The organism is Streptomyces sp. NPDC051133 (genome assembly GCF_040682635.1).
Taxonomy (GTDB): domain Bacteria; phylum Actinomycetota; class Actinomycetes; order Streptomycetales; family Streptomycetaceae; genus Streptomyces.
The window spans coordinates 141,807-162,934 of record NZ_JBFBBK010000005.1 but is presented as its reverse complement, the minus strand read 5'-3'; the positions used below and the strand labels follow the sequence as shown (position 1 = coordinate 162,934).

Annotated in this window: 19 protein-coding genes, 2 tRNA genes and 1 pseudogene; 7 read left to right on the top strand and 15 right to left on the bottom strand. The window is 71.8% G+C overall.

Annotated features, from left to right (window positions below; genetic code table 11):
- Positions 1–68: 68 nt before the first annotated feature.
- Genes AB0N17_RS08345 through AB0N17_RS08320 form a run of 6 tightly spaced genes read right to left on the bottom strand, consistent with a single transcriptional unit; the run spans position 69 to position 4,287 of the window.
- Entirely contained in the window at positions 69–818 is a 750-nt protein-coding gene (locus AB0N17_RS08345; RefSeq protein WP_366010362.1) for a class E sortase, read from the bottom strand.
- Positions 819–845: 27 nt separating this feature from the next.
- Complete coding sequence (locus AB0N17_RS08340; RefSeq protein ID WP_366010361.1) at positions 846–1,913, bottom strand: class E sortase; 1,068 nt, start codon at positions 1,911–1,913, stop codon at positions 846–848.
- Complete coding sequence (locus tag AB0N17_RS08335; RefSeq protein WP_366010360.1) at positions 1,910–2,548, bottom strand: aminodeoxychorismate/anthranilate synthase component II; 639 nt, start codon at positions 2,546–2,548, stop codon at positions 1,910–1,912. Before AB0N17_RS08335 ends, AB0N17_RS08340 begins: the two co-directional genes overlap by 4 nt.
- Positions 2,545–2,706: a hypothetical protein gene (locus AB0N17_RS08330; RefSeq protein WP_366010359.1), complete on the bottom strand. Its 162-nt coding sequence runs from the start codon at positions 2,704–2,706 to the stop codon at positions 2,545–2,547. Before AB0N17_RS08330 ends, AB0N17_RS08335 begins: the two co-directional genes overlap by 4 nt.
- A 54-nt stretch (positions 2,707–2,760) precedes the next feature.
- Positions 2,761–3,453, bottom strand: a complete 693-nt coding sequence (locus AB0N17_RS08325; protein WP_366010358.1) for a class E sortase — start codon at positions 3,451–3,453, stop codon at positions 2,761–2,763.
- Positions 3,454–3,492: 39 nt separating this feature from the next.
- Positions 3,493–4,287 carry a DUF881 domain-containing protein gene (locus AB0N17_RS08320; protein WP_366010357.1) on the bottom strand — a complete coding sequence of 265 codons (795 nt, stop codon included), beginning with the start codon at positions 4,285–4,287 and terminating at the stop codon, positions 3,493–3,495.
- 152 nt (positions 4,288–4,439) lie between these two features.
- On the opposite strand from AB0N17_RS08320, the gene crgA reads away from it, so the two are divergent.
- A complete protein-coding gene (crgA, locus tag AB0N17_RS08315; protein ID WP_366010356.1) occupies positions 4,440–4,694 on the top strand; it encodes a cell division protein CrgA in 255 nt (84 codons plus the stop codon).
- Positions 4,695–4,923: 229 nt separating this feature from the next.
- On the opposite strand, the gene AB0N17_RS08310 is transcribed toward crgA, so the two are convergent.
- Positions 4,924–5,808, bottom strand: a complete 885-nt coding sequence (locus tag AB0N17_RS08310) for a rhomboid family intramembrane serine protease (protein WP_366010355.1) — start codon at positions 5,806–5,808, stop codon at positions 4,924–4,926.
- A gap of 169 nt (positions 5,809–5,977) precedes the next feature.
- On the bottom strand, positions 5,978–6,508 hold the full coding sequence (locus AB0N17_RS08305; protein ID WP_366010354.1) for a peptidylprolyl isomerase: 531 nt from the start codon (positions 6,506–6,508) through the stop codon (positions 5,978–5,980).
- A gap of 282 nt (positions 6,509–6,790) precedes the next feature.
- Between AB0N17_RS08305 and AB0N17_RS08300 the strand changes: the two genes are divergently transcribed.
- Positions 6,791–7,489, top strand: coding sequence for a DUF5324 family protein (locus tag AB0N17_RS08300; RefSeq protein WP_366010353.1), 699 nt, complete (start codon positions 6,791–6,793; stop codon positions 7,487–7,489).
- Between the two features lie 224 nt (positions 7,490–7,713).
- Here AB0N17_RS08300 and AB0N17_RS08295 read toward each other — a convergent pair.
- Positions 7,714–7,786 (bottom strand) — tRNA-Ala (locus AB0N17_RS08295).
- A gap of 183 nt (positions 7,787–7,969) precedes the next feature.
- Between AB0N17_RS08295 and AB0N17_RS08290 the strand changes: the two genes are divergently transcribed.
- Both AB0N17_RS08290 and AB0N17_RS08285 read left to right on the top strand, forming a co-directional pair.
- Entirely contained in the window at positions 7,970–8,518 is a 549-nt protein-coding gene (locus AB0N17_RS08290) for a helix-turn-helix transcriptional regulator (protein WP_366010352.1), read from the top strand.
- A gap of 125 nt (positions 8,519–8,643) precedes the next feature.
- Complete coding sequence (locus AB0N17_RS08285; RefSeq protein WP_366010351.1) at positions 8,644–10,311, top strand: protein kinase; 1,668 nt, start codon at positions 8,644–8,646, stop codon at positions 10,309–10,311.
- Here AB0N17_RS08285 and AB0N17_RS08280 read toward each other — a convergent pair.
- Both AB0N17_RS08280 and AB0N17_RS08275 read right to left on the bottom strand, forming a co-directional pair.
- A complete protein-coding gene (locus AB0N17_RS08280) occupies positions 10,275–11,648 on the bottom strand; it encodes a hypothetical protein (protein ID WP_366010350.1) in 1,374 nt (457 codons plus the stop codon). The two genes, AB0N17_RS08285 and AB0N17_RS08280, sit on opposite strands and share 37 nt — an antisense overlap.
- Before the next feature lie 339 nt (positions 11,649–11,987).
- Positions 11,988–12,116 (bottom strand): DLW-39 family protein, encoded by a 129-nt coding sequence (locus tag AB0N17_RS08275; protein ID WP_003999697.1) that lies wholly within the window; start codon positions 12,114–12,116, stop codon positions 11,988–11,990.
- A gap of 349 nt (positions 12,117–12,465) precedes the next feature.
- Here AB0N17_RS08275 and AB0N17_RS08270 point away from each other — a divergent pair, with 349 nt between their 5' ends.
- On the top strand, positions 12,466–12,804 hold the full coding sequence (locus tag AB0N17_RS08270; protein WP_366010349.1) for a DUF6344 domain-containing protein: 339 nt from the start codon (positions 12,466–12,468) through the stop codon (positions 12,802–12,804).
- 475 nt (positions 12,805–13,279) lie between these two features.
- Here AB0N17_RS08270 and AB0N17_RS08265 read toward each other — a convergent pair whose 3' ends face one another.
- Positions 13,280–13,765, bottom strand: a complete 486-nt coding sequence (locus AB0N17_RS08265; protein WP_366010348.1) for a hypothetical protein — start codon at positions 13,763–13,765, stop codon at positions 13,280–13,282.
- 294 nt (positions 13,766–14,059) lie between these two features.
- On the opposite strand from AB0N17_RS08265, the gene AB0N17_RS08260 reads away from it, so the two are divergent.
- Both AB0N17_RS08260 and AB0N17_RS08255 read left to right on the top strand, forming a co-directional pair.
- Complete coding sequence (locus AB0N17_RS08260; protein WP_366010347.1) at positions 14,060–14,560, top strand: hypothetical protein; 501 nt, start codon at positions 14,060–14,062, stop codon at positions 14,558–14,560.
- Between the two features lie 455 nt (positions 14,561–15,015).
- Positions 15,016–19,227 (top strand): hypothetical protein, encoded by a 4,212-nt coding sequence (locus tag AB0N17_RS08255; protein ID WP_366010346.1) that lies wholly within the window; start codon positions 15,016–15,018, stop codon positions 19,225–19,227.
- Positions 19,228–19,426: 199 nt separating this feature from the next.
- Here the strand turns inward: AB0N17_RS08255 and AB0N17_RS08250 are convergent.
- From AB0N17_RS08250 to AB0N17_RS08240, 3 genes and pseudogenes are all read right to left on the bottom strand, one after another.
- Positions 19,427–20,089: pseudogene (locus AB0N17_RS08250) on the bottom strand (maleylpyruvate isomerase N-terminal domain-containing protein); the annotation flags it as partial.
- Between the two features lie 120 nt (positions 20,090–20,209).
- Positions 20,210–20,286, bottom strand: a tRNA-Ile gene (locus tag AB0N17_RS08245).
- 112 nt (positions 20,287–20,398) lie between these two features.
- Positions 20,399–21,124 (bottom strand): DUF3566 domain-containing protein, encoded by a 726-nt coding sequence (locus tag AB0N17_RS08240; RefSeq protein WP_366010345.1) that lies wholly within the window; start codon positions 21,122–21,124, stop codon positions 20,399–20,401.
- Between the last annotated feature and the right edge of the window lie 4 nt (positions 21,125–21,128).

The following is a 21,128-nucleotide window of genomic DNA, read 5'->3' as shown; positions in this document are numbered from 1 at the left end:
CACGAGTGGGCCCCTGCCGGAACTTTCCGGCAGGGGCCCACTCGTCTCGCCCCGGAGCAGCTACGGACTCACCGCAGCTCCGCCGGAGGCGTCCGCTTGCTGTCGACCTTCTGCACCCGGACCAGCTCCCCCCAGACCACGTACCGGTACTCCGAGGTGTACACCGGAGTGCAGGTCGTCAGCGTGATGTAGTGGCCCGTCTTCTTCTTGCCGGACTCCTTGGGGACCCGGTCGACTACCTTGACGTCGTACTTCGAGGTCTCGGGGAGGATCGAGTAGACCTTGTAGACGTACCACTTGTCCCGCGTCTCGAAGACGATCGGGTCGCCGTCCTTCAGCTTGTCGATGTTGTGGAACTTGGCGCCGTGGCCGTCCCGGTGGGCGGCGAGGGAGAAGTTGCCGGTCTTGCCGGTCATGGGAAGGGTGGCCTTGACCGGGTCCGTGTAGTAGCCGGCCACACCGTCGTTCAGCACGTCCGTGCCGGTGCCCTTCTCGACCAGCACCTCGCCGTTCTTCATCGCCGGCACGTGCAGAAAGCCGATGCCGTCCTTGGTGTCCAGCGCACCCGGACCGGAATCCCGGGCCTGCGCCCAGTGTTCACGGACCGTGTCGGCGCGCTTGTCCGCCTTGCGGTCCGCTATCACGTTCGTCCACCACAGGGAGTAGACGACGAACAGCGCGAGCAACAGCCCGGCCGTGATGAGGAGTTCGCCGATGACGCTGACCGCCGTCGCGATCCGGCCGGGCCACCGCCGTGCGGTGGGCGCCGGACCGGACGCGTCCGTGTGTTCTTCGGTCTCGTCGGCGGTCGCTGCCACAGTTTCCTCTGCCTTACTCGATGAGCCCTACTCGATGAGCGCGTCCGGCTTGCCCTTGCTGCGCGGGCGTTCCTCGACCATCTTGCCCCAGACGATCAGCCGGTACTTGCTCGTGAACTCCGGCGTACAGGTGGTGAGGGTGATGTACCGGCCCGGCTCGGTGAACCCCGAACCCGGCGGCACGGGATTCAGCACGCTCGTGTTGGACGGCGGCGTCACCGGCAGCGTCGAGGTCACCTTGTACACGAAGTACGTGTCCTGCGTCTCGACCACGACCGCGTCACCCGCCGTGAGCCTGTTGATGTACCGGAACGGCTCACCGTGCGTGTTCCGGTGAGCCGCGAGACCGAAGTTCCCCGTCTTGGCGTCGGGCATCGCCGTCTTCAGCGCCCCCTCGCCGTAGTGCCCGACCATGCCCTTGTCGAGCACCTTCTTGTTGCTGACGCCCTCCGCGATCGGCGCCACCACGTCCAGCTTCGGGATGTGCAGGATGGCGAAACCCTGCCCCGGCGCGAACACACCCGGATTGCGCTTGCCGCTCGCCCAGTCGTCCTGCAGCTGATGCGTCTCGCTGCCCGCCTGCGCATGCGCCCGGACGTTGGTCCACCACAGCTGGTAGGTGACGAACAGCAGCATCAGCACACCGGTGGTGATGAACACCTCGCCGATCGCCCGGCTCGCGAGGACCGCCGGGGTCGGCCTGCGCGACCGCGCCTGCCGCCGCGCCTCCACCCGCGAGAGCGGCCGCCCGGACTCCGGCGTGCCCTGAGGCGCCTGCCCCCGCTGCCCGCCATGACGCCCACCACGCCGCTTGGCGGCCTTTCTCCGGGCCGCCCGGCCACCCGACGGGGTTCCCGTGGCCGAGGAGGCCGACGAGGCCCCTGAGGCCGTGGAGAAGCCCGGGGCGAGCAGAGACCCGCTCTCCCGGCCCGAGACCGCGCCCGGCATCCGCAGGGCCATCGTCTCGTCGTCCGGCGGCGGCCGGTACGGCTCCTGCGCCCCCGCCCCACCCCAGTCCCCAAGCGCACCGGAAGCCTCGTACGACTGATCCCCGTACGAGGCATCGGTCTCGCGCTCCGGGCGCAGTGCGGTCACGCCGTGGCCCTGCCCACCACCGGGGCGAGCCCCGCCGACCTCGCCACGGCACCCTGGTCGCCGCACTCCACCAGCCAGTTGGCCAGCATCCGGTGCCCATGCTCGGTCAGCACCGACTCGGGATGGAACTGCACGCCCTCCACCGGAAGATCACGGTGCCTCAGCCCCATGATGATGCCGTCCTGGGTGCGGGCCGTGACCTCCAGCTCCGCCGGCACGGTGGCCGGCTCGGCCGCCAGGGAGTGGTAGCGGGTCGCCGTGAACGGAGAGGGCAGCCCGGCGAAGACACCGCCGCCCTCGTGCTCGACCAGCGAGGTCTTGCCGTGCAGCAGCTCGGGCGCCCGGTCGACCACACCGCCGTACGCCACCTGCATCGACTGCATGCCGAGGCACACCCCGAACACCGGCACCCCGGTCGAGGCACAGTGCCGCACCATGTCCACGCACACACCCGCCTCTTCCGGCGTCCCCGGCCCGGGCGAGAGCAGCACACCGTCGAAACCGTCCTGGGCGTGCGAGGTCGAGACCTCGTCATTGCGCAGCACCTCGCACTCGGCACCCAGCTGGTACAGGTACTGCACGAGGTTGAAGACGAAGCTGTCGTAGTTGTCGACGACGAGAATCCGCGCACTCACTGGTTGTCCACCGTCACATCATTGAAGGGCAGCAGCGGCTCCGCCCACGGGAAGACGTACTGGAAGAGGACGTAGACCACGGCCAGGATCAGTACGAGCGAGACGAGCGCCCTGACCCACGCGTTCCCCGGCAGATGCCGCCAGATCCAGCCGTACATGCCGTCCCTTCCGTTTCGCCACGGCACCGGTAACCCACGCCGTACGGCACCAGACTAACGGCGCAGCGCCTCCGGTTGGCCTTCCTCCACAGGCTGTGTGGAGTCCAGATGCGCCCAGACGATCAGCCGGTGACTGTGCCCCCATTCCGGATCGCACGTGGTCAGCGTCAGATACCGGCCCGGACGGGTGTACCCGGACTTACGTGGCACAGGGTCGATCACCTCAACGTCCGTCGGAACCGTTTTGTAGGGCCCTTTGTCGATCCGATACGTGAACCAGGTGGTTCCGTCCGTGAGCACCACCGCGTCGCCGGGGCGCAGCTCCGGGAAGTCCTTGAACGGGTCGCCGTAGGTGCGCCGGTGCCCGGCCACCGCGAAGTTTCCCTCCTGGCCGAGCCGGGCGGTCCCCCGGTAGTGGGCGAGCCCCTTCGCCAGCACGTCCCGGCCGGTGCCCTCAAGCACCGGCTTGTTCCACGTGAAACCGAGCCGCGGGATGTACATGATCGCGAAGGGACTGCCGTAGCGGTACGGCGCGGGGTCCGTCACGGTCACCGTCTTCTCGCCCGGGGCGTCGGTGGACGGCTGCACGCTCCCCTTCGACCACTGCCGGTGCAGCTGATCGATCTGGTCGCTCATCGCGCCGTCGGCCCGCACGCCCGTCCAGAACAGCACATAGGCGACGAACAGCACGATCAGGGTGCCGACGGTGATGCACAGTTCGCTGACGGTCCTGACGATCACGCGCACCGGCGCCTCCGCGACGGACGGCTGACGGCTGACGGCTGGCTACTGCACGGGCTTCGCGTAGTGCAGATCCACTGTGCCCGAGTAGGCGGGAAGAGTCACCGTCCCGTCGTCGGTGACTTTCCAGCCGAGGCCGTACACGTTCACGTACACCATGTACGTCTGGATCGCCTTGCTCGCGGCCAGCGCCTGCTGCAGCCTGGCCGGGTCCCCGACAGCCGTGATCTTGTACGGCGGCGAGTAGACGCGGCCCTGCAGGATCAGCGTGTTGCCGACGCAGCGCACCGCGCTGGTGGAGATCAGCCGCTGGTCCATGACCTTGATGCCCTGGGCGCCGCCCTTCCACAGGGCGTTCACCACCGCCTGCAGGTCCTGCTGGTGGATGACCAGGTAGTCGGGCTGCGGCTCGGGGTAGCCGGGGAGCTTGGCGGTCGCGTTGGGCGGGGCGTCGTTCAGCGTGACGGTGATGGCCTTGCCGGTCAGCTTCTGGGTGCCCGCGCTCTTCTCCAGCCCGTTCAGCTTCTGGTCCTGGGCCTTGGTGCTGCCGTCGTCGCTCTCGGCGAGGGACTCCACGCTGCCCCGCAGGGTCGCGTTGGACTCGTCCAGGTCCTTGTTCTTGCGGCTGCGCTGCTGGATCAGGTCGGACAGCTTCAGCAGGGAGCCGTCCTGGCGAATGTCGGTGCCCTTGGCCGTGTCGAAACTGGTGAAGAAGATCAGACCGGCGAGGGCGAAGACCGCCGCCGTCAGCACCCGCACCGGCCGGACACGCGGACCACGGCCGGAATCGGAGCCGGAACCCGTTGATCCCGTCCCGGGGGAGTCGGCAGAATTGCTCAACGTACCCTTATCTCCTTCTGCGCCGCGGAAGCACTACGCTAACGGACGCCCGGGGGAGCACACAGAGTCGTCATGTTGGCCCCTTGTACGCTGCCCCGAGCCCGACCCAGTTACCTGCGCGGCCACGCAGCGCATCGACAGGAGAGACCCTCGTGCCGAAGTCACGTATCCGCAAGAAGGCCGACTTCACGCCGCCGCCGGCGAAGCAGGCGACGGCGATCAAGCTGAACAGCCGTGCCTGGGTCGCGCCGGTCATGCTGGCCATGTTCGTCATCGGCCTGGCCTGGATCGTCGTCTTCTATGTGACCGACGGCTCGCTGCCCATCGACGCGCTGGACAACTGGAACATCGTCGTCGGCTTCGGCTTCATCGCCGCGGGCTTCGGTGTCTCCACCCAGTGGAAGTAGCCGTTTGAGTTATCCACAGGCCTGAGATTGTCCACACCCTCCCTGGGGAAAAGACTACGATCTGTGGATAACTCATCGAGTGTTGACGCCGGTGTGACTGCCCTACCGGCCTCCGACACCGACACGCCCCCTGCCTGACCTGCATAAACACAGGTGAGCGACAGGGGGCACACCTGTTCCCGCACGGCGTGCACAAGATCCGCCACACGCTGTGGACAACGGTTCGGAATCAGGTGAGCTGAGCGGTCCTGACCAGGGCGAGGACCAGGGACACGACCAGCACCAGGGCACAGGTGCCGTACTGCACGAGCGCCCGCCTCTCGCGCGGGGCGTGGACCATCGCGTAGCCGGTCACGACTCCGGCGATCAGGCCGCCGATGTGGGCTTCCCAGGCGATACCGCCGCTGAACGTGAAGATCAGGTTGATGACCAGCAGCGCGATGACCGGCCGCATGTCGTAGTTCAGCCGGCGCATCAGCACGGCGGTGGCGCCGAAGAGGCCGAAGATCGCGCCGGAGGCGCCGAGCGAGGCCTGCGACGGAGAGGCGACCAGGTACGTCAGCGCCCCGCCCGCCAGCCCGGAGACGAAGTAGACCGTCAGATACCGGGCCCGGCCGAGCGCCGCTTCCAGGGGGCCGCCGATCCACCAGAGGCTGAGCATGTTGAAGCCGATGTGCCAGTACTCCTGGTGCGCGAACATCGACGTGATGAAGCGGTACCACTCGCCGTCGACGACGCCCATGATCGGCGTGAACGGCTTCGGGGGCCACTGGCCGATCAGGACCAGGTGGTTCACGAGGGAGCTGTCGGCCTGGATGGCGATGAAGACCGCGATGTTGATCCCGATGAGGATCTTGGTCAGCAGGCGTGGGTCGGCCGTCACCGTGCCCCCGGCGACCGTGCGCGGCCGGGACGCGTGCGGTGCGTGTCCCGTGCCGGAGCCGCTGCGGACGCAGTCGGGGCACTGGAAGCCGACCGAGGCGCTGACCATGCACTCGGGGCAGATGGGGCGTTCGCAGCGCGTGCAGCGCACACCGGTCTCGCGGTCCGGGTGCCGGTAGCACACGGGCACGCTGCGGGCGGCGTCCTGCGGGCTGCCTGCGGCCTGGTCCATCGCATCCCCTTGCTCGTCGTGGGGCTACACCCCCGCAATACCCCGCCCCGCCCATCCTTACGGACGAGCGGGGCGATTGGTTCCCTGCGGATGGTACGGGCCGCGCGGGGCCCGAGGGGATCCGCGGGGGGCCGGGCCAGGCCCGGGCGGGGGTCCGCGTGCGGTGGGGTCAGCCCTCGCGCTTCTCGATGACGACCGACTCGATGACGACGTCGTCGTGCGGGCGGTCGTTGCGGCCGGTGGGGAGGCCGGCGATGGCGTCGATCACCTTCTGGCCGGCCGGGTCGGTGACCTCGCCGAAGATGGTGTGCTTCCGGTTCAGCCACGTGGTGGGGGCGACGGTGAGGAAGAACTGGGAGCCGTTGGTGCCCGGGCCGGCGTTGGCCATGGCGAGCAGGTACGGCTTGTTGAAGGACAGGTCGGGGTGGAACTCGTCCTCGAACTTGTAGCCGGGGCCGCCGATGCCGCTGCCCAGCGGGTCGCCGCCCTGGATCATGAAGCCGCTGATGACACGGTGGAAGATCGTGCCGTTGTAGAGCGGGTTCCGGCTCTTCTCACCCGTCTCCGGGTGGGTCCACTCGCGCTCGCCCTGGGCCAGCTCGACGAAGTTCTTGACCGTGACGGGCGCGTGGTTCGGGAACAGCCGGATCTGGATGTCGCCGTGGTTGGTCTTCAGGGTGGCGTAAAGCTGCTCGGCCACGATCTGCCTTCCGTTGTCTTCCTGTGACTCCTCCGATCCTCGCACGGCCCCGCATCCGCGGCTCCCGGCGGCCGGGAGTTGCGTCGGGTTCGGCCCGGAGGGCAGCGCGGCGCGGCGATTCGTGGCAGTGTCGACGACACGCTCCCCTTGCCCGCAATCCGGCCGAAGAGAGCGATAGGCACCCATATGCCCGTCCTCGCATGCCGCAGGGAGCGCGGACAGGCATGATCCGTAAAAGGGTGGAAAGTCGAAATACCGTACGCCACCGAGGAGGAGGAACCCGTGACCCGCATCGACAGCGTGCGCGCCGCGACCGGCTCGGCGAAGGACAGCGTGCTGCACGCCGCGGAAGTGGTGGCGCCTTACGCCGACACGGCCAAGGAGCGTGCCGCGCATTATGCGCAGGAGGCACGCGTACGGCTGGCGCCCGTCATGTCGCAGGCCGCCGACCAGGCCCGCGTGCAGTACGACGCCCGGCTCGCCCCGCGTCTGGAGCAGGCGCGTGCGCATGTGCCGCCGAAGATGGACCTGGCAGCGCATGAGGCCGCCGTCCGTACCCGTAAGGCTGCCCGGCAGGCCGCCGCATACTCGCGTCCGAAGATCGAGCAGGCTGTGGCCGCGGCCGCTCCGGTGGCCGATGAGGCCGCCGCGCGCAGTGCCGCCGCCCTGGTCGCCCTGCGTGGCCAGGTCCCGGCGAAGAAGATCCAGAAGTTGGCCCGGAAGAACCAGCGGCGGTCCGGGGTCGGCCGGGCCGTGAAGGGGCTGGCGCTGCTGACCATGCTGGCGGGCGGTGCGTTCGCGGCCTGGAAGTGGTGGGACAAGCAGGCCAACCCGGACTGGCTGGTGGAACCGCCCGCCGCGACGGAGGTGCCGGAGTCGGGCCGGCTGAGTTCTGTGGACGGCACCGGCGCGGTGCTGGACCCCGAGGTCCAGGCCAAGCAGGCGGAGGACGAGGCCGCGGACCGCGACGACCAGGGCTGAGCCGGCCCCGGTCCGGTCGGGCCGCGCAGGAAGAGCTGGAGACGGGCTGTGGGACGGGCGAGCGGCGCTCGCTCGTCCCACAGCCCGTTTCCCGTGCCGGGCCCGGATCGGGGCGGGCAACGGGCTGGACCTGCTGGGGGTCTCGGCGCGCGCACGTATGCGCCCCGGAATGACAAGAGCCCCTCCGACCTGCGTTTGTACAGGTCGGAGGGGCTCTGACGGGGTGGAGCCTAGGGGAGTCGAACCCCTGACATCCGCCATGCAAAGACGGCGCTCTACCAACTGAGCTAAGGCCCCGGGAAGGTGCGACCGGCCGGACGAATCATGCTCCGGCGGGCGTCGCAGACCAGAGTACCGGGTCACCCCCCGTATCCCGCAAAAAGATTGGGGGTCCCCGCGGATGACCACTCTCCGTAAGATGCTCGACGTGGTTCGCTACAGCGAACCGCGGTATTTCAGGGGAAGCGATGGGGAGACGCAATGGACGCCGCACAGCAGGAAGCCACCGCGAGAGCGCGGGAGCTGCAGCGGAACTGGTACGGGGAGCCGTTGGGGGCGCTCTTCCGTAAGCTGATCGACGACCTCGGGCTCAACCAGGCCCGTCTCGCGGCGGCGCTGGGGCTGTCAGCGCCGATGCTCTCGCAGTTGATGAGCGGCCAGCGCGCGAAGATCGGCAATCCTGCTGTGGTGCAGCGGGTGCAGTTGCTGCAGGAGCTGGCGGCGCAGGTCGCGGACGGCAGTGTCAGCGCCGCCGAGGCGACCGAGCGGATGGACGAGATCAAGAAGTCGCAGGGGGGATCCGTGCTCAGCAACAGCACCCAGACCACGAGCGGCTCGGGGGCGCCCACGGTCAAGCGGGTGGTCCGTGAGATCCAGTCCCTGCTGCGCTCGGTGGCCGCCGCGGGCGACATCATCGACGCCGCGGAGAGCCTGGCCCCGACCCATCCCGAACTGGCCGAGTTCCTCCGGGTGTACGGCGCCGGCCGCACCTCTGACGCGGTCGCGCACTACCAGTCCCACCAGAACTGATCCCACGGCCCGGTTCACCGAAGGGGGTTCGGGGGCCGGGCCCGGGGCAACGGGGGACGTTAGGGGGAGCGTGACAGGGGGGACAGGGGGATCACGGGGGCTAGGGGGAGGAGCGACGGGCTGTCATGGGTGAGGTCTTCGCCGGCCGGTACGAGCTGGCCGACCCGATCGGACGCGGTGGTGTGGGCGCCGTGTGGCGTGCCTGGGACCATCGCCGGCGACGCTACGTGGCCGCGAAGGTGCTCCAGCAGCGCGATGCGCACTCCCTGTTGCGCTTCGTGCGGGAGCAGGCCCTGCGGATCGACCACCCCCATGTGCTCGCACCGGCCAGCTGGGCCGCCGACGACGAACAGGTGCTGTTCACCATGGAGCTGGTCGGCGGTGGCTCGCTGGTCCATCTCGTCAATGACTACGGCCCGCTGCCGCCGGCGTTCGTGTGCACCCTGCTCGACCAGCTTCTGTCCGGGCTGGCCGCCGTGCACGCCGAGGGCGTCGTGCACCGGGACATCAAGCCCGCCAACGTGCTTCTCGAGGCCACCGGCACCGGCCGGCCACGGCTGCGGCTGTCCGACTTCGGCATCGCCATGCGGCTCGGCGAGCCACGTCTGACGGAGACCAACCTCGTGGTGGGGACGCCCGGTTATCTCGCCCCCGAGCAGCTGCTGGGGTCCGAACCCGACTTCCCCGCCGACCTGTTCGCCGTGGGTCTGGTGGCCCTGTATCTCCTCGAAGGCGCCAAGCCCGACGCGAAGGCGCTCGTGCAGCACTTCCTGGAGCACGGCACGCCGGGTGCGCCCAAGGGGATGCCCGAGCCGTTGTGGGAGGTCGTCGCGGCCCTGCTCCAGCCCGATCCGGCGGCGCGGTTCCGCACCGCGACCGGGGCGCGCAAGGCGCTCGCCTCTGCCGCGGAGCTCCTTCCGGAGCCCGGCCCCGACGACGAGTTGATCGAGATATTCGACCAACTCGGGCCGCTGCCGCCCGGGTTCGGGTCCGACGGTCCTTTCAAGCGGGCCTCGGGGGTGGCCCGTGACGTACGGGAGGGGGCTGCCGCGTCCTCGGGCACGGGGCACGTGCGGGCGGGTGCCGGTGACGGCGTGACGGAGGGCGGTACCAGGGGTGCGGATGCCTCCTCCGCGTCGGACACCGGCTCCCTCTCGGACACGGGCAGCTTCCGTCTCCCGCCGCCGCAGGCGGCTCCGGACTCCGGGCCGTACCCGCGCCCGGCGCCCGGACGCGCGGAGGAGCAGCGCGGACACCTTCCCGGGCAGGCTCCCGAGGGCACTCCGAGTACCGCGCCCCGGCGCCCGTACCGGGGCGCGGACGCCTCCCCACCGGCGGTCCCGGACCCGTTCTCCTCACCGCTCACGCCACCGTCGTTCTCGGCGCCCTCGTCCCCCTCGTCCCCCTCGCATCCCCCGAGGCTCTCCCCCCACGAGTCCTACGCCTCCCCGCAACCGCCCGCACCGTGGGGCGCCGGTCCCCTCCCGCCCGCCGTGCCGGACCACGGCGTCGATCGCCTCGGTCGCGTTGATGCCGTCGATCATCTCGGTCGCGTGGATCCCGTCCATCGCCTCGGTCGCGCGGATCCCGTCGATCCCTCCACCGCTTCGTACACCGCGCGCGACACGCAGGTCCCGACCCCGGTCCCGCGGATTTCCGGACCGTCCGCGCACGGGCGGCGGGCGCGGCGGGCGAAGCGCCGGGCATGGCCCCCGGCCAAGGCCGCGATCCCCATCCTGCTGCTGGCGCTGGCCTGCTACGCCGTGGGTTTCTGGGCGCTGGCCCGGGTCTGAGCCCGGCGGGCCGCCAGCGTCCATCCGCCGAGCACCAGCAGCAGCGCGGTCCCGAGGCCGATCCCGCCGACGGCGACCAGCTTCATCACCCGGGTGTCAGGGCCGCCGGCGCCTGTGGTGAGCGCCGTCTCCCGGTCGTGCCGGGTGACCGTGAAGACGTCTGCCGGCAGGGGGTTCCCGGCGTAGCCCGGGCCCGTGTGCGCCTGTCCGTCCACTCGGACCCGCAGTGTCACGGCGAAGGGCCCCCGCCCGAACGTGCCGGCCATCCGCTCGCTGAGGTGCACGACCAGGTAGTAGTCGCCGGCGAAGCGTACGGAGGTCACCCCGGTGGGGACGGCGTAGCGGTTGGCGTACTCCACCGGTGGGAGCGGGGTGAGGGCGACGGACTTCCGCAGGCCGGTGTAGCCGAGGGAGGCGTCGTCGACGGTGCCGCGGACGGGGTTGTACAGGGAGAGGTCGAGGGCGCCGCCGACGTAGCCGTGTCCGGACGCGCTGCCCAGGTCGACGGAGGCCTCCAGGTGCCGGCCCCAGTCGAGCGGCACCTTGTAGAACTGGGTGCGGCCGGGCACCAGGTCCGTCCGCCAGACCCCCGGGCCGAGCGGGCGTGCCGAGGCGAAGCCGGTGCCGCCCGACCGGTTCCGGGGCTCGCCGGTGGCCGGCTCGGGGGTGGCGGAGTTCCAGGTCCGCGGTGCCGTGGTGGGTCCGGTCCGCGCCAGGCCGGGTTCGGTGACGGGCGCGATCTCCAGGTCCCAGGGCCGCGTCGATGCCGCGGCGCCGGATCCCTCGGCGTCGAGGCGCTCGACCAGGAGGTAGTAGGTGCCCGCGCCCCGGCAGAGGGTCTTGCCGGCGTCGCGCTGGGCCAGGGCCGTGACCGGTCGGGGGCTGAGCGCGGGGCCGAAGCGTGCGGAGTCGTAGGAGCAGGCGGCACCGTGCGTGTCCCGGAGCGACACGCGGATTCCGTCGGTGGCGGAGACCGTGGTGTCCGGCGGGGGTACGGCGGTGACGGGGACGTACGCGGTGGCGCCGGCGGTGAGGTGGAGGCGGTAGTAGACCTTGCCGTTCCTCGGCAGGGAGCTGCGGTAGGTGCGGCCGGGGGTCAGCCGTGCGGCGTCCGCGGTGCCTTCCGTGCCGTCGACGGGACGGGCGCCGGGGGTGAAGGCGTAGGGCTCCGGACCGGCATCGGCGGCGGTCGCGGTGCCGGTCCCGGCCGTCAGGACGGCGGTCGCGGTGCCGGTCCCCGTCGTCAGGACGGCGGTCGCGCACAGTGCCCACAGCACGGCGCCGGCCTTCACCGCGACCTTCACCGCGGCCCTCGCCGTACGCCCTCGCCCCCGCACGCGCCACCCCCTGTCGTCGCCACCGGAACCCGCCGCACCGGGCCGGAACACCCACCGGACCGAGCCGGATCCGGTGGAACACACCGGCGCCCCCGCCGGATCGTGGCCCATCCTGCCCCGAGCGGGCCTGCGCCATCCGGGCAATGCGTACGGCCGTCCGAAACGCCCGGCAACTTCCGGCGCGATGCGGGCGGCGTCGGAGAACGCCTACCTCAACCCGCACCACCCCGCAACACGGCGAAGCCCACCGTGAAGGAGCACGCTGCGGGAGCAGCGGGAAAAGACGAGACCCCGGCCGCGACGGCGGCCGGGGTCTCGTTCAGATTCTGGTGTCGGCACTCACGAACCCGTGGGCACGGAGTCAGTCGCCTCCGTCCACAGGTCCTGCTCGGCGCGATCCGCCTGGATCTGGCGGTACACGAGGAGCCCGCCGATGGCGGCCAGTGCGACCAGGAGCAGCTTCTTCACCGCGCGACCTCGTCTTTCCTTGACGTAGGGGACCTCTGGCGCCCGACTATACACACCGACCGATATCGATCGGTGACCTGCGTCGGGGCTCAACTCGGGCCCCCGGGAGCCCAATAGGCCAGGTCCCGGGCCGTTCGGATCGGAGGGTGATCACACCTCCACGGACGGTGATTTTGCTCCCCTTTCGCTCGCACTCGGCGCGATTTGCGGGTTTTCCGACCCTCTTACGGCCATCCGAGTGGTGTTCATCGGAACATCGACGCGCCACGGGCTTCGGTCCACCACTTCGCGGCCCACGTACACATCATGAGGAAAGTACGCAAATCGCCCGACCTGAAAGTGAGGGGCCATGAACCGGAACAAGGTCATGAAGTTGTGGACCGCCATCGTCACCGCCTTCATCGCGCTGTGCACCGCGCTCGGATTCGCCACCACCACCGCGACCGCCGCGTCGGCCGCGCCCCGGACCGAGACCCCCAGCACCGGCACCCCGCAGCGCACGGCCCCGACGATCCCGGCACCACGACACTGGTCCTGGCCCCGCACCAAGGCCCTGCCCCCCACGATGAAACAGCGGATCGGGGCCGAGGCCCACGGAAAGTCCCCCAGCTGCCGGCACCGGCCCCTCACCGACACCGAGGGCGAGACCACCCCGGAAGACCCCTCGTCGGCCAGACTCGACTGCTGAGTCCCCGCCCCGCCCGCTGTACCGCAACGTCTCGACACTCACGGCGACTTGCGTACGCACGAGTCGATACGGAAAGACCCCCGGCCGGGTTCGGCCGGGGGTCTCGCGCGTTTGAGCGGCTTCCAGGGCCGGGACGAAGACCGGCGACGCCTGACCCAGCGGGACCGGCCGGCCCAGGAGGACGGCGGCACGGCCGAGGTCCGCCCCCGCGTCCCCCCGGACGACACGCGCGTGTCCTTCCGGCAGGGGCGCCCGGGCGGCCCGGATCCGCCCGGACGATCGCGCCGGCGCGCGCCGAGGGCACGGGTCCGCTGCCGGCGCCGAACGCGGTGAGCCGCGGCTGGTCCTCGGCGGCGGCCCGCCCGCTGCACCGCACGTGGGCGGGCCGGGGCACCGGCCGGGCGGCACACGTGGGCCCGGAAGGACGCGCCCTCTTCTACGCGCCCTCTTCTACGCGCCCTCTTCTACCGCCCTTCTACCTGCCCGCCACCGAGAGCCAGTGGGCGACCCGGCGGACCGTGGGCTCGTCCAGGCGGTCGGCCAGGGCCCGCACCGCCTCGTCGTCCTCGGGGCCGAGGTCGTACAGACCCGCCTTGCTCAGGCCGGCCAGGAGCACCTGGTGCCTGCGGCCCGTCATGCGCTCGGTGAGCCCGGCGGGTTCCGCCGGGCCGGGCGCGGGCTGTCCGGACGGGGTGGCGGGCGCGGGGTCCTCGGCGGCGGCCGGGGTGTCGAAGAGGTGCCAGGCACCGTCCTTGGGGCCCCACAGGGCGACCGTCACCTCGTCTCCCCGCGCCCGCAGCGTCCGGGTCATGATCCCGACGGCATACAGCACGGGCGCCCGGTACGGGGACTGTGCGCCCACCGTCCAGGAGCCGGCGCCGGCGGGCCGGTGGAACAGCGCGACCCAGCGGGGGGCCCCGGGCGGTCGTGGGCACGGGGGGCGTTCCTGCAGGGCACTCATCCCTCTCGAAACCTCCTCAGGACAGCCCCGAAGGCCATCGGGGCAGCCTCGTGCCCCTTCGGGGACGGCCGACGAGCCCGACCGTAGCTGACGAGTCGTCAGATTTCCAGGCGTCCCCGGCCCCCTCCTTCCCGTCCGCTCCCGCACTCTCCTGTCCTCTTCACGTCCGCCTTCCTCCCTCTTCACGTCCGCCCTCCTCCCTCTTCCCGTCCGTCCTCCTCACGTCCGTCCTCCGTCTGTTCTCTTCACGGTCGACGTGGCACCCTGCCCGCACCCCGAGCAGGGAGGCCGAGGATGAGCGGACAGCAGGAGACGGCGGCCGGGACCGCCGGGCAGGCGGAGGCGTTGCGCCGGCTTCACGGCGGCCGCGCCCACAGCGCCCACGCGCGTGCCGTCGCCGCGTGCCGGAGTGCCGGTGTCGGCAAGGACGCGGCCGAGGTCGTGCCGAAGGACCCGGCCGGCAGGGCCGCCAACGCGCTGCGGCTGTCGGCCTCGTCGCTCGCCGCCCTGGACGCGTCGGCGCCTGATCCCGCCGCGGACGCCCGCTGCGCCCGCAACGCCGCCGCCACCGCCGCCCTGGCCGCCCAGGTGGCCGCCGCGCGGGACGGCTCGGTGACGTCGGCCGCCGCTCTGCGCGCGGCCCTGACGGCGTCCCAGGCCGCCGCGGCCGCCGCGGCAGGCGGTGCGCAGGGACGGGACGCGGCCCTCAACGCCCGCGCCGGGCAGGCCGAGCAGGACGCCGTCGCCGCGGCGAAGGCGGCGGGCTGGCTGGACACGGACCCGGCTGCTCGCTGAGGGCCGGGCCGTCTTCAGGAGTGGTTTCCGGGAACCCCGGTGACATTCGTGTCCCCTGCCCGTCCGGCACCGGTCCCTCCCCTCGTGGGGACCGGTGCCGGACGGTGCAGCGGTGTCGACCCGTGCCACGTCGGCGTACTGGCGCGGGCCGAAGTCGGGAGCCGGTCGCCGGGTGGCGCGTACGGGCTCACGCGTCGGTGTGGTGGCCGCTTTCCGCCGGTGGCGGAAGTTGGCCGAGAACCTTTGGTGCGGCGGGCTGCCGATCGGGGCACCCACCCGGTGGCCTGTCCGGACGGTGCGTGACGGATGCGCTACCGGGTCGGGATCCTGCCATCTGTCGCCCTCGTCGAGGAGGTTCCGGTCTCCGGTCCTGGCCTTAACCGCAGGTCAGCCATATAAGGTGAGTTTTCCGGTCCGGACGTCCACAAGCGGGGGGAACGTAGAGGGGTGGGACCTTGAGTTCCGACTCAGGGACACGCACGGCTTTCGCCGAGCGCCTGGCGCTGCTGTACAAGGAGGCCGGAAACCCTCCCCTGAAGAGCGTCTCCGAGGCGGTCGTACGGCTGCAGCGGGTCGACGAGCGCGGGCGGCCGGTGCGGGTGTCCGCGCAGCGCATCAGCGACTGGCGCCGGGCGAAGAACGTGCCGGCGCAATTCACCGCCCTCGCGGCGGTCCTGCAGATCCTGATCCCGGAGGCGCGCCGCCAGCGGCCCGCACCGGTGTCCACCGGCCTGTACGACATGGCCCAGTGGCAGCGGCTGTGGGAGCGGGCGCTGGCCGACCCGGTCGGCGACCGGCCCGCGCCGCCCGCCGAGGAGAACCGTCGGCCGCCCGCCCAGGCGCCGCCCGTCGCCGGAGGCGTCTGCCCCTACCGGGGGCTGGCCCCGTACCGGCAGGAGGACGCCCGCTGGTTCTTCGGCCGGGAGCGCAGCACGGACGCCCTCGTCGCCCAGCTCCGCGCCGCCGAGGTGTCCGGTGGCCTGGTGATGCTGGTGGGCGCGTCGGGAGCGGGGAAGTCGTCCCTGCTGAACGCGGGTCTGGTACCCGCGGTGCGGGACGGCGCTCTGCTCGACGCACCGCCCACGCGGCGCGGCACCACGATCGATGCATCCTACACGCGCCCTGGCACGAAGACCGACGCACCGCACACGCACCCCGGCACGGCGATCGATGTATCGCACACGCGCCCCGGGGCAGCCGCCGACGGCTCCCGCCCGCACCCCGGCGCCCCGGCCGACCCCGGCGGCGCCCCGCCCCCCGACGGCGGTGACGATTCCGTCCTGCACCTCGTCCCGGGTGCCGACCCCCTCGGCGAACTGGTCCGCCGCATCCCCGACCTCGCCCCCGTCGCCGCCGACGCGCGCGTGGCCGAGCAGGCGGCGACGGAGAATCCGGCGGCACCGGGCTCCGACGCCCCGCACCTCGCCCGCGCCGCCCGCACGGCCGTGTCGCGGTGGGCGCACCGGGAGACCGGCCCGGGAACCCGGCCGGTGGTCATCGTGGACCAGTTCGAGGAGGCGTTCACCCTCTGCCCCGACGAGGCGGACCGGCGCACCTTCATCCAGCTGCTGCACGCCGCGTGCACCCCGCCTCCCGGCACCGACGACCCCGCCCCCGTCCGCGTGGTCCTCGGCATCCGCGCCGACTTCTACGAGCAGTGCCTCGGCTACCCCGAACTGGCCGACGCGCTGCAGTACCGGCACATGGTGCTCGGCCCGCTGACCAGCGCGGAGCTGCGCGAGGCGGTGACCGGACCGGCGAAGGCGGTGGGACTGGAACTGGAGCCGGGGCTGGCCGAGCTGATCGTCCGCGAGGTGAGCGCCGACGGCCCGCGCGGGGCGCACCACGCGGGCGTGCTGCCCCTGCTGTCACACGCCCTGCTCGCCACCTGGCAGCGCCGAAAGGCCGGCCGGCTGACGCTGGCCGGTTACCGCGCGGCGGGCGGGATCCAGGGGGCCGTCGCGGCGACCGCCGAGCGTGCCTGGTCGGGGCTGGACCCCGCGGCCCGTACGGCGGCCCGGCTGCTCCTGCTGCGGCTGGTCCGGCTGGGTGAGGACACCCAGGCCACCCGGCGGCGGGGCACCCGCCGCCAGCTGGCGGCGGAGTCGGCGGACCCGGGCAAGACGGAGGAGTCGCTGGAGGCCCTCGTACAGGCGCGGCTGGTGACGCTGGACGCGGACACCGTGGAGATCACCCACGAGGCGCTGCTGCACGCCTGGCCGCGGCTGCGGCACTGGATCGACGACGACCGGGGCGACCAACTGCTGCGCCAGCGGCTGGAGGAGGACGGCCGGGCCTGGGAGGACTCGGAACGCGACAGCTCGCTGCTGTACCGGGGGTCGCGGCTCGAACAGGCCCGCACCTGGGCGAAGTCGGCCGGGGACACGTATCTGACGCGGAGCGCGGTGGAGTTCCTGGCCGCCTCGGTGCGGCTGCGCAAGCGCTCGGTGTGGATCAGCCGGGCCGCGGTCGCGGCACTGGTGGTGCTGGCCCTGGTCGCGGGCGGTTCGGCGCTGATCGCCCGGCAGCAGCGGGACGACGCCGTGTTCGAGCAGGTCCTCGCCGAGGCCGACCGGGTGCAGCGCTCGGATCCGTCGCTGGCCGCCCAGCTCGATCTGGTCGCCCACCGTCTGCGCCCGCACGACGAGGGAACGTACAGCAGGCTGCTCTCGATCGTGAACGCGCCGCTGGCCACCTCGCTGACCGGGCACACCGGTGCCGTCTACCTCACCTCCTACAGCCCGGACGGCAAGACCCTGGCCACGGCCAGCTACGACCGGACCGTCCGGCTGTGGGACGTGTCCGACCCGCACCGGCCGAAGCCGCTGGGCAGGCCGCTGACCGGGCACACCAGCTGGGTGAGCAGCGCGGTCTTCAGCCCCGACGGGCACACCCTGGCGAGCGCCGGCGACGACGGCACGATCCGGCTCTGGGACGTGCGGGACCCCGCCCACCCGTCTTTGCTGGGCAAGCCGCTCACCGGTCACCGGGGCACGATCTACCTGATCGCCTTCAGCCCGGACGGACACACGCTGGCCTCGGCGAGCGAGGACCACACGGTACGGCTGTGGAACGTGCGCGACCCGGGCCGGGCCGAACAGCTCCAGGTGCTGACCGGCCCCACCGCCGCGGTGCGCAGCGTGGCGTTCAGCCCCGACGGCCGCACCCTCGCGGCGGGCGGTGACGACGACACGGTCCGGCTGTGGAACACGGCCGACCCGCGGCACGCGAAGCCGTACCCCACGGCGCTGAAGGGCCACACGGACCTCGTGCACTCGGTGGCCTTCAGTCCCGACGGGCACACCCTCGCCTCCGGCAGCGCGGACGACACGATCCGCCTGTGGAACGTCACCGACCCCACCCGTCCCGCCCCGCTGGGCGCACCGCTGACCGGGAACACCGGCCCGATCTGGTCGGTGGCCTTCAGCCCGGACGGCGGCCGGCTCGCCGCCGCGAGCGCGGACAGCACGGCCACCCTGTGGAACGTGGCCGATCCGACGGCCCCCTCCCAGGTCGGGGCGCCGCTCGCGGGGAGCAGCGGGGAGATGTACGCCCTGGCGTTCAGCCCCGACGGACGGACCCTGGCCACCGGCAGCGGTGACAGCAAGGTGCGCCTGTGGTCGCTGCCGACGTCGGACATCGTCGGCCGCACCGGCGCGTTCCGGCCGGACGGACGGGTGCTGGTCACGGGGGCGCGGGACGGCAGGCTCCGGCTGTGGCGTGTGACGCGTACCGGGCGGCCCGTGCCACTGGGCAAACCGTTCATGCAGGCCGACGGCGGACACCGTGCACCTCTGGTGTTCTCCCCCGACGGCCGCACCCTCGCCGTCCTCACCAACAACCACTCGGTGTACCTGTGGAACATCGGCGATCCGTCCCACCCGGTCACCGGCAAGCCCATCCACCTGCGGACGCGCTTCGCCGGGCCCGCGCTCGCCTTCAGCCCGGACGGCCGCACCCTGGCCACCGCCTACGACGACGACACCGTGCAACTGTGGAACGTCGCCGACCCGGCGCACCCCGTCCGGGTCGGCAGCCCGCTCACCGGCCACCGGGGCTACGTCAACGCCCTCGCGTTCAGTCCCGACGGGCACACCCTGGCCAGCGGCAGTGCGGACAGCACCGTCCGGCTCTGGAACGTCACCGACCCGGCCCACGCGGCCGGACTCGGCCGGCTCACGAAGCACTCCGGTGCGGTCAACACGCTCGCCTTCAGCCCGGACGGGCGAGTTCTGGCCAGCGGCAGCGACGACGACACGGTCCGGCTGTGGAACGTCGGCCGCCCCGCCTCGGCGACCGCGCTGGGTGCGCCGCTCACCGGCCACACCGAGGCGGTCAAGTTGCTGACTTTCAGCCCGGACGGCCATGTTCTGGCCAGCGGCGGCAGCGACAACACGATCCGGCTGTGGAACGTCGGGAACCCCGCCTCGGCGAACCCCATCGGCCAGTCGATGAGCCCCAACGCCAGGTCGGGCACGTTCCTGTCGTTCAGCTCCGGGAGCAACGTCCTCGGCGTCTCCAGCGGCACCGACACGGTCCGGCTGTGGAACCTGGACGCCGACGCGGCGATCGCGCACATCTGCTCGGTGACCGGGGGCGTGGTGACCCCGCAGACGTGGCACGAGTACCTGCCCCGCCTCTCCTACGACCCTCCCTGTGATCACTGATCGGCCAACCTGGCGTGATCCCGGCCGACTTGGCCCCGCTGGGCGCCCAACCTTGTTACCCTTGGCCATGGCCCGATCGCTGGTGCATCCCCCGTCGCCAGCGGTCGGGTCTTTTCTCATGCCCTGAGGGACACCCCGTCCCGCCCCGCCCCGCCCCGTTCCAAGGCCACCAGTCGGGCACAGCGAGTGGCGAAGACCCCTACTCCTCCGGCTCCCACGCGCGGAGCAGGTCGAACAGACCTGCGTCTCCCTCGATCTGCAGGGAGTCCGCCGGGATACGGTCGTACACGAAGAGAACCAGCTCACTGGCCGTGCCGCGAACGGAGACGCCGGCCGCGTCCGGGCCCTCGTCGGCAGCGGCGACCGGCGTCGTGCCGGGCGCGGGGATACGGGTGGTGCGTGCGCCGTCGCCGTCGACCGTGAGGCGCCAGGAGTGGCCCTCGGTGGCGTGGAAGTCGAAGGCAGTGGGCTTGTGCGGCCAGGCACTCGTCGTGGCGACGCAGGTGAACAGGAACTCCTCGACACCGTCGAGTGCCACCTCGCCCGGCAGCGGTTCCGGCGCACCCACAGTGACCTGGGCGTCGTAGGTGTGCACCGCGATCTGCTGGAGCTGGTGCCGGGCGACGGCGCCACAGGTCTGCGGCGACTGGGACGCACCCCACCACGTCCAGCAACCGCGATCCGGGCCGGCCTCCCGCAGTGCGTCCACCAACTCCTGCGTCGACGCGGCCAACCAGGCCGGCACGGCCTCGCGCTCCCGAGGCGCACCCGGGGCGTCCTCCGGTACGGACTTGGCCGGAGCAGGCCCTGCGGCGACGGTGGCGGCCCAGGCGCGGCGCCCCTCGCCGATGTGCTCCGCCAGATGTCGTCGTCACAGGGACTCTCTACCACCGCGTGACGACAGTCCGACAATGATTTTCGGCATGCTCGCCGAGCTGGATGTCAAAGACCCCCAGCCGGTATTGACTGGGGGTCTCTTCGCTGGTGGGGCTAACAGGATTTGAACCTGTGGCCTCATCCTTATCAGGGATGCGCTCTAACCAACTGAGCTATAGCCCCGCCGCGCTCTGCGGTGTGTGTCCCGCGCGCTGACTCCTGAAGATTAGCGCACGACCACGGCAGTCCCAAAATCGGTTGTCCGGGGACCGTCAGGTCAGGGGCCCGGCAGGCCTCACTCGTCCTCCGCCAGCGTCAGCTCGATGCCGCCCACGAAGCCCGCGGAGAGGTTGTAGATGAACGCGCCGAGCGTCGCGAGGGCCGTGGCCAGGACCACGTCGATGACCGCGATGATCGTCGAGAACATCAGGACGTGGGGGAGCGACAGGAACGCCTGCAGGTCGAAGCCGTTCGCCTCGTTCGAGCCGGTCGCCTCCGAGATCGTGCCGCCGACCGTCGAGAACACGCCCATCGCGTCCATGACCATCCACAGCACCGCCGAGGCGACGACCGTGCAGATGCCGAGCGCGATGGAGAGCAGGAAGCTGACCTTCATCACCGACCACGGGTCGGCCTTGGCCACCCGCAGCCGCGCCTTGCGGGTGCGCGGCGCCGTCCGGACGCCGGTGCGCGGCCGGCGTACCGCGCCGGCGGGCGGCTGCGCGGGATAGGCCTGCGGCGGGTGGTAGGGCCCGGCGGGCTGCTCGGGACGCCGCTCACCGGGCAGCGGAGACGCCTGCTGCGCCTCCCCGGACGCGGCCTGGCCTCGGGTGTCCGTCACAGTTCCCCCTTGGGGTCCAGACGTGCCGGGGGAATCCTTCTCGGACGCCTTGACCGGCTTCAGGTTGGTCGTGTGCGGGTCGTTGGCACTCCCCGCACGCGCGGCGGAGCCACGGCCGCCGCCGTCCGTTTCCGTACCCGTGGGGGTACCGGCCGATCCGGCGCCCGTGGCTCCGCTCACGATG

Bases quoted from the DNA above. Each gene is read 5' to 3' on its own strand.
- AB0N17_RS08330 (WP_366010359.1), bottom strand. From the start codon at position 2,706: ATGTACGGCTGGATCTGGCGGCATCTGCCGGGGAACGCGTGGGTCAGG.
- AB0N17_RS08310 (WP_366010355.1), bottom strand. From the start codon at position 5,808: ATGGACCAGGCCGCAGGCAGCCCGCAGGACGCCGCCCGCAGCGTGCCC.
- AB0N17_RS08290 (WP_366010352.1), top strand. From the start codon at position 7,970: ATGGACGCCGCACAGCAGGAAGCCACCGCGAGAGCGCGGGAGCTGCAG.
- AB0N17_RS08285 (WP_366010351.1), top strand. From the start codon at position 8,644: ATGGGTGAGGTCTTCGCCGGCCGGTACGAGCTGGCCGACCCGATCGGA.
- AB0N17_RS08270 (WP_366010349.1), top strand. From the start codon at position 12,466: ATGAACCGGAACAAGGTCATGAAGTTGTGGACCGCCATCGTCACCGCC.
- AB0N17_RS08265 (WP_366010348.1), bottom strand. From the start codon at position 13,765: ATGAGTGCCCTGCAGGAACGCCCCCCGTGCCCACGACCGCCCGGGGCC.
- AB0N17_RS08260 (WP_366010347.1), top strand. From the start codon at position 14,060: ATGAGCGGACAGCAGGAGACGGCGGCCGGGACCGCCGGGCAGGCGGAG.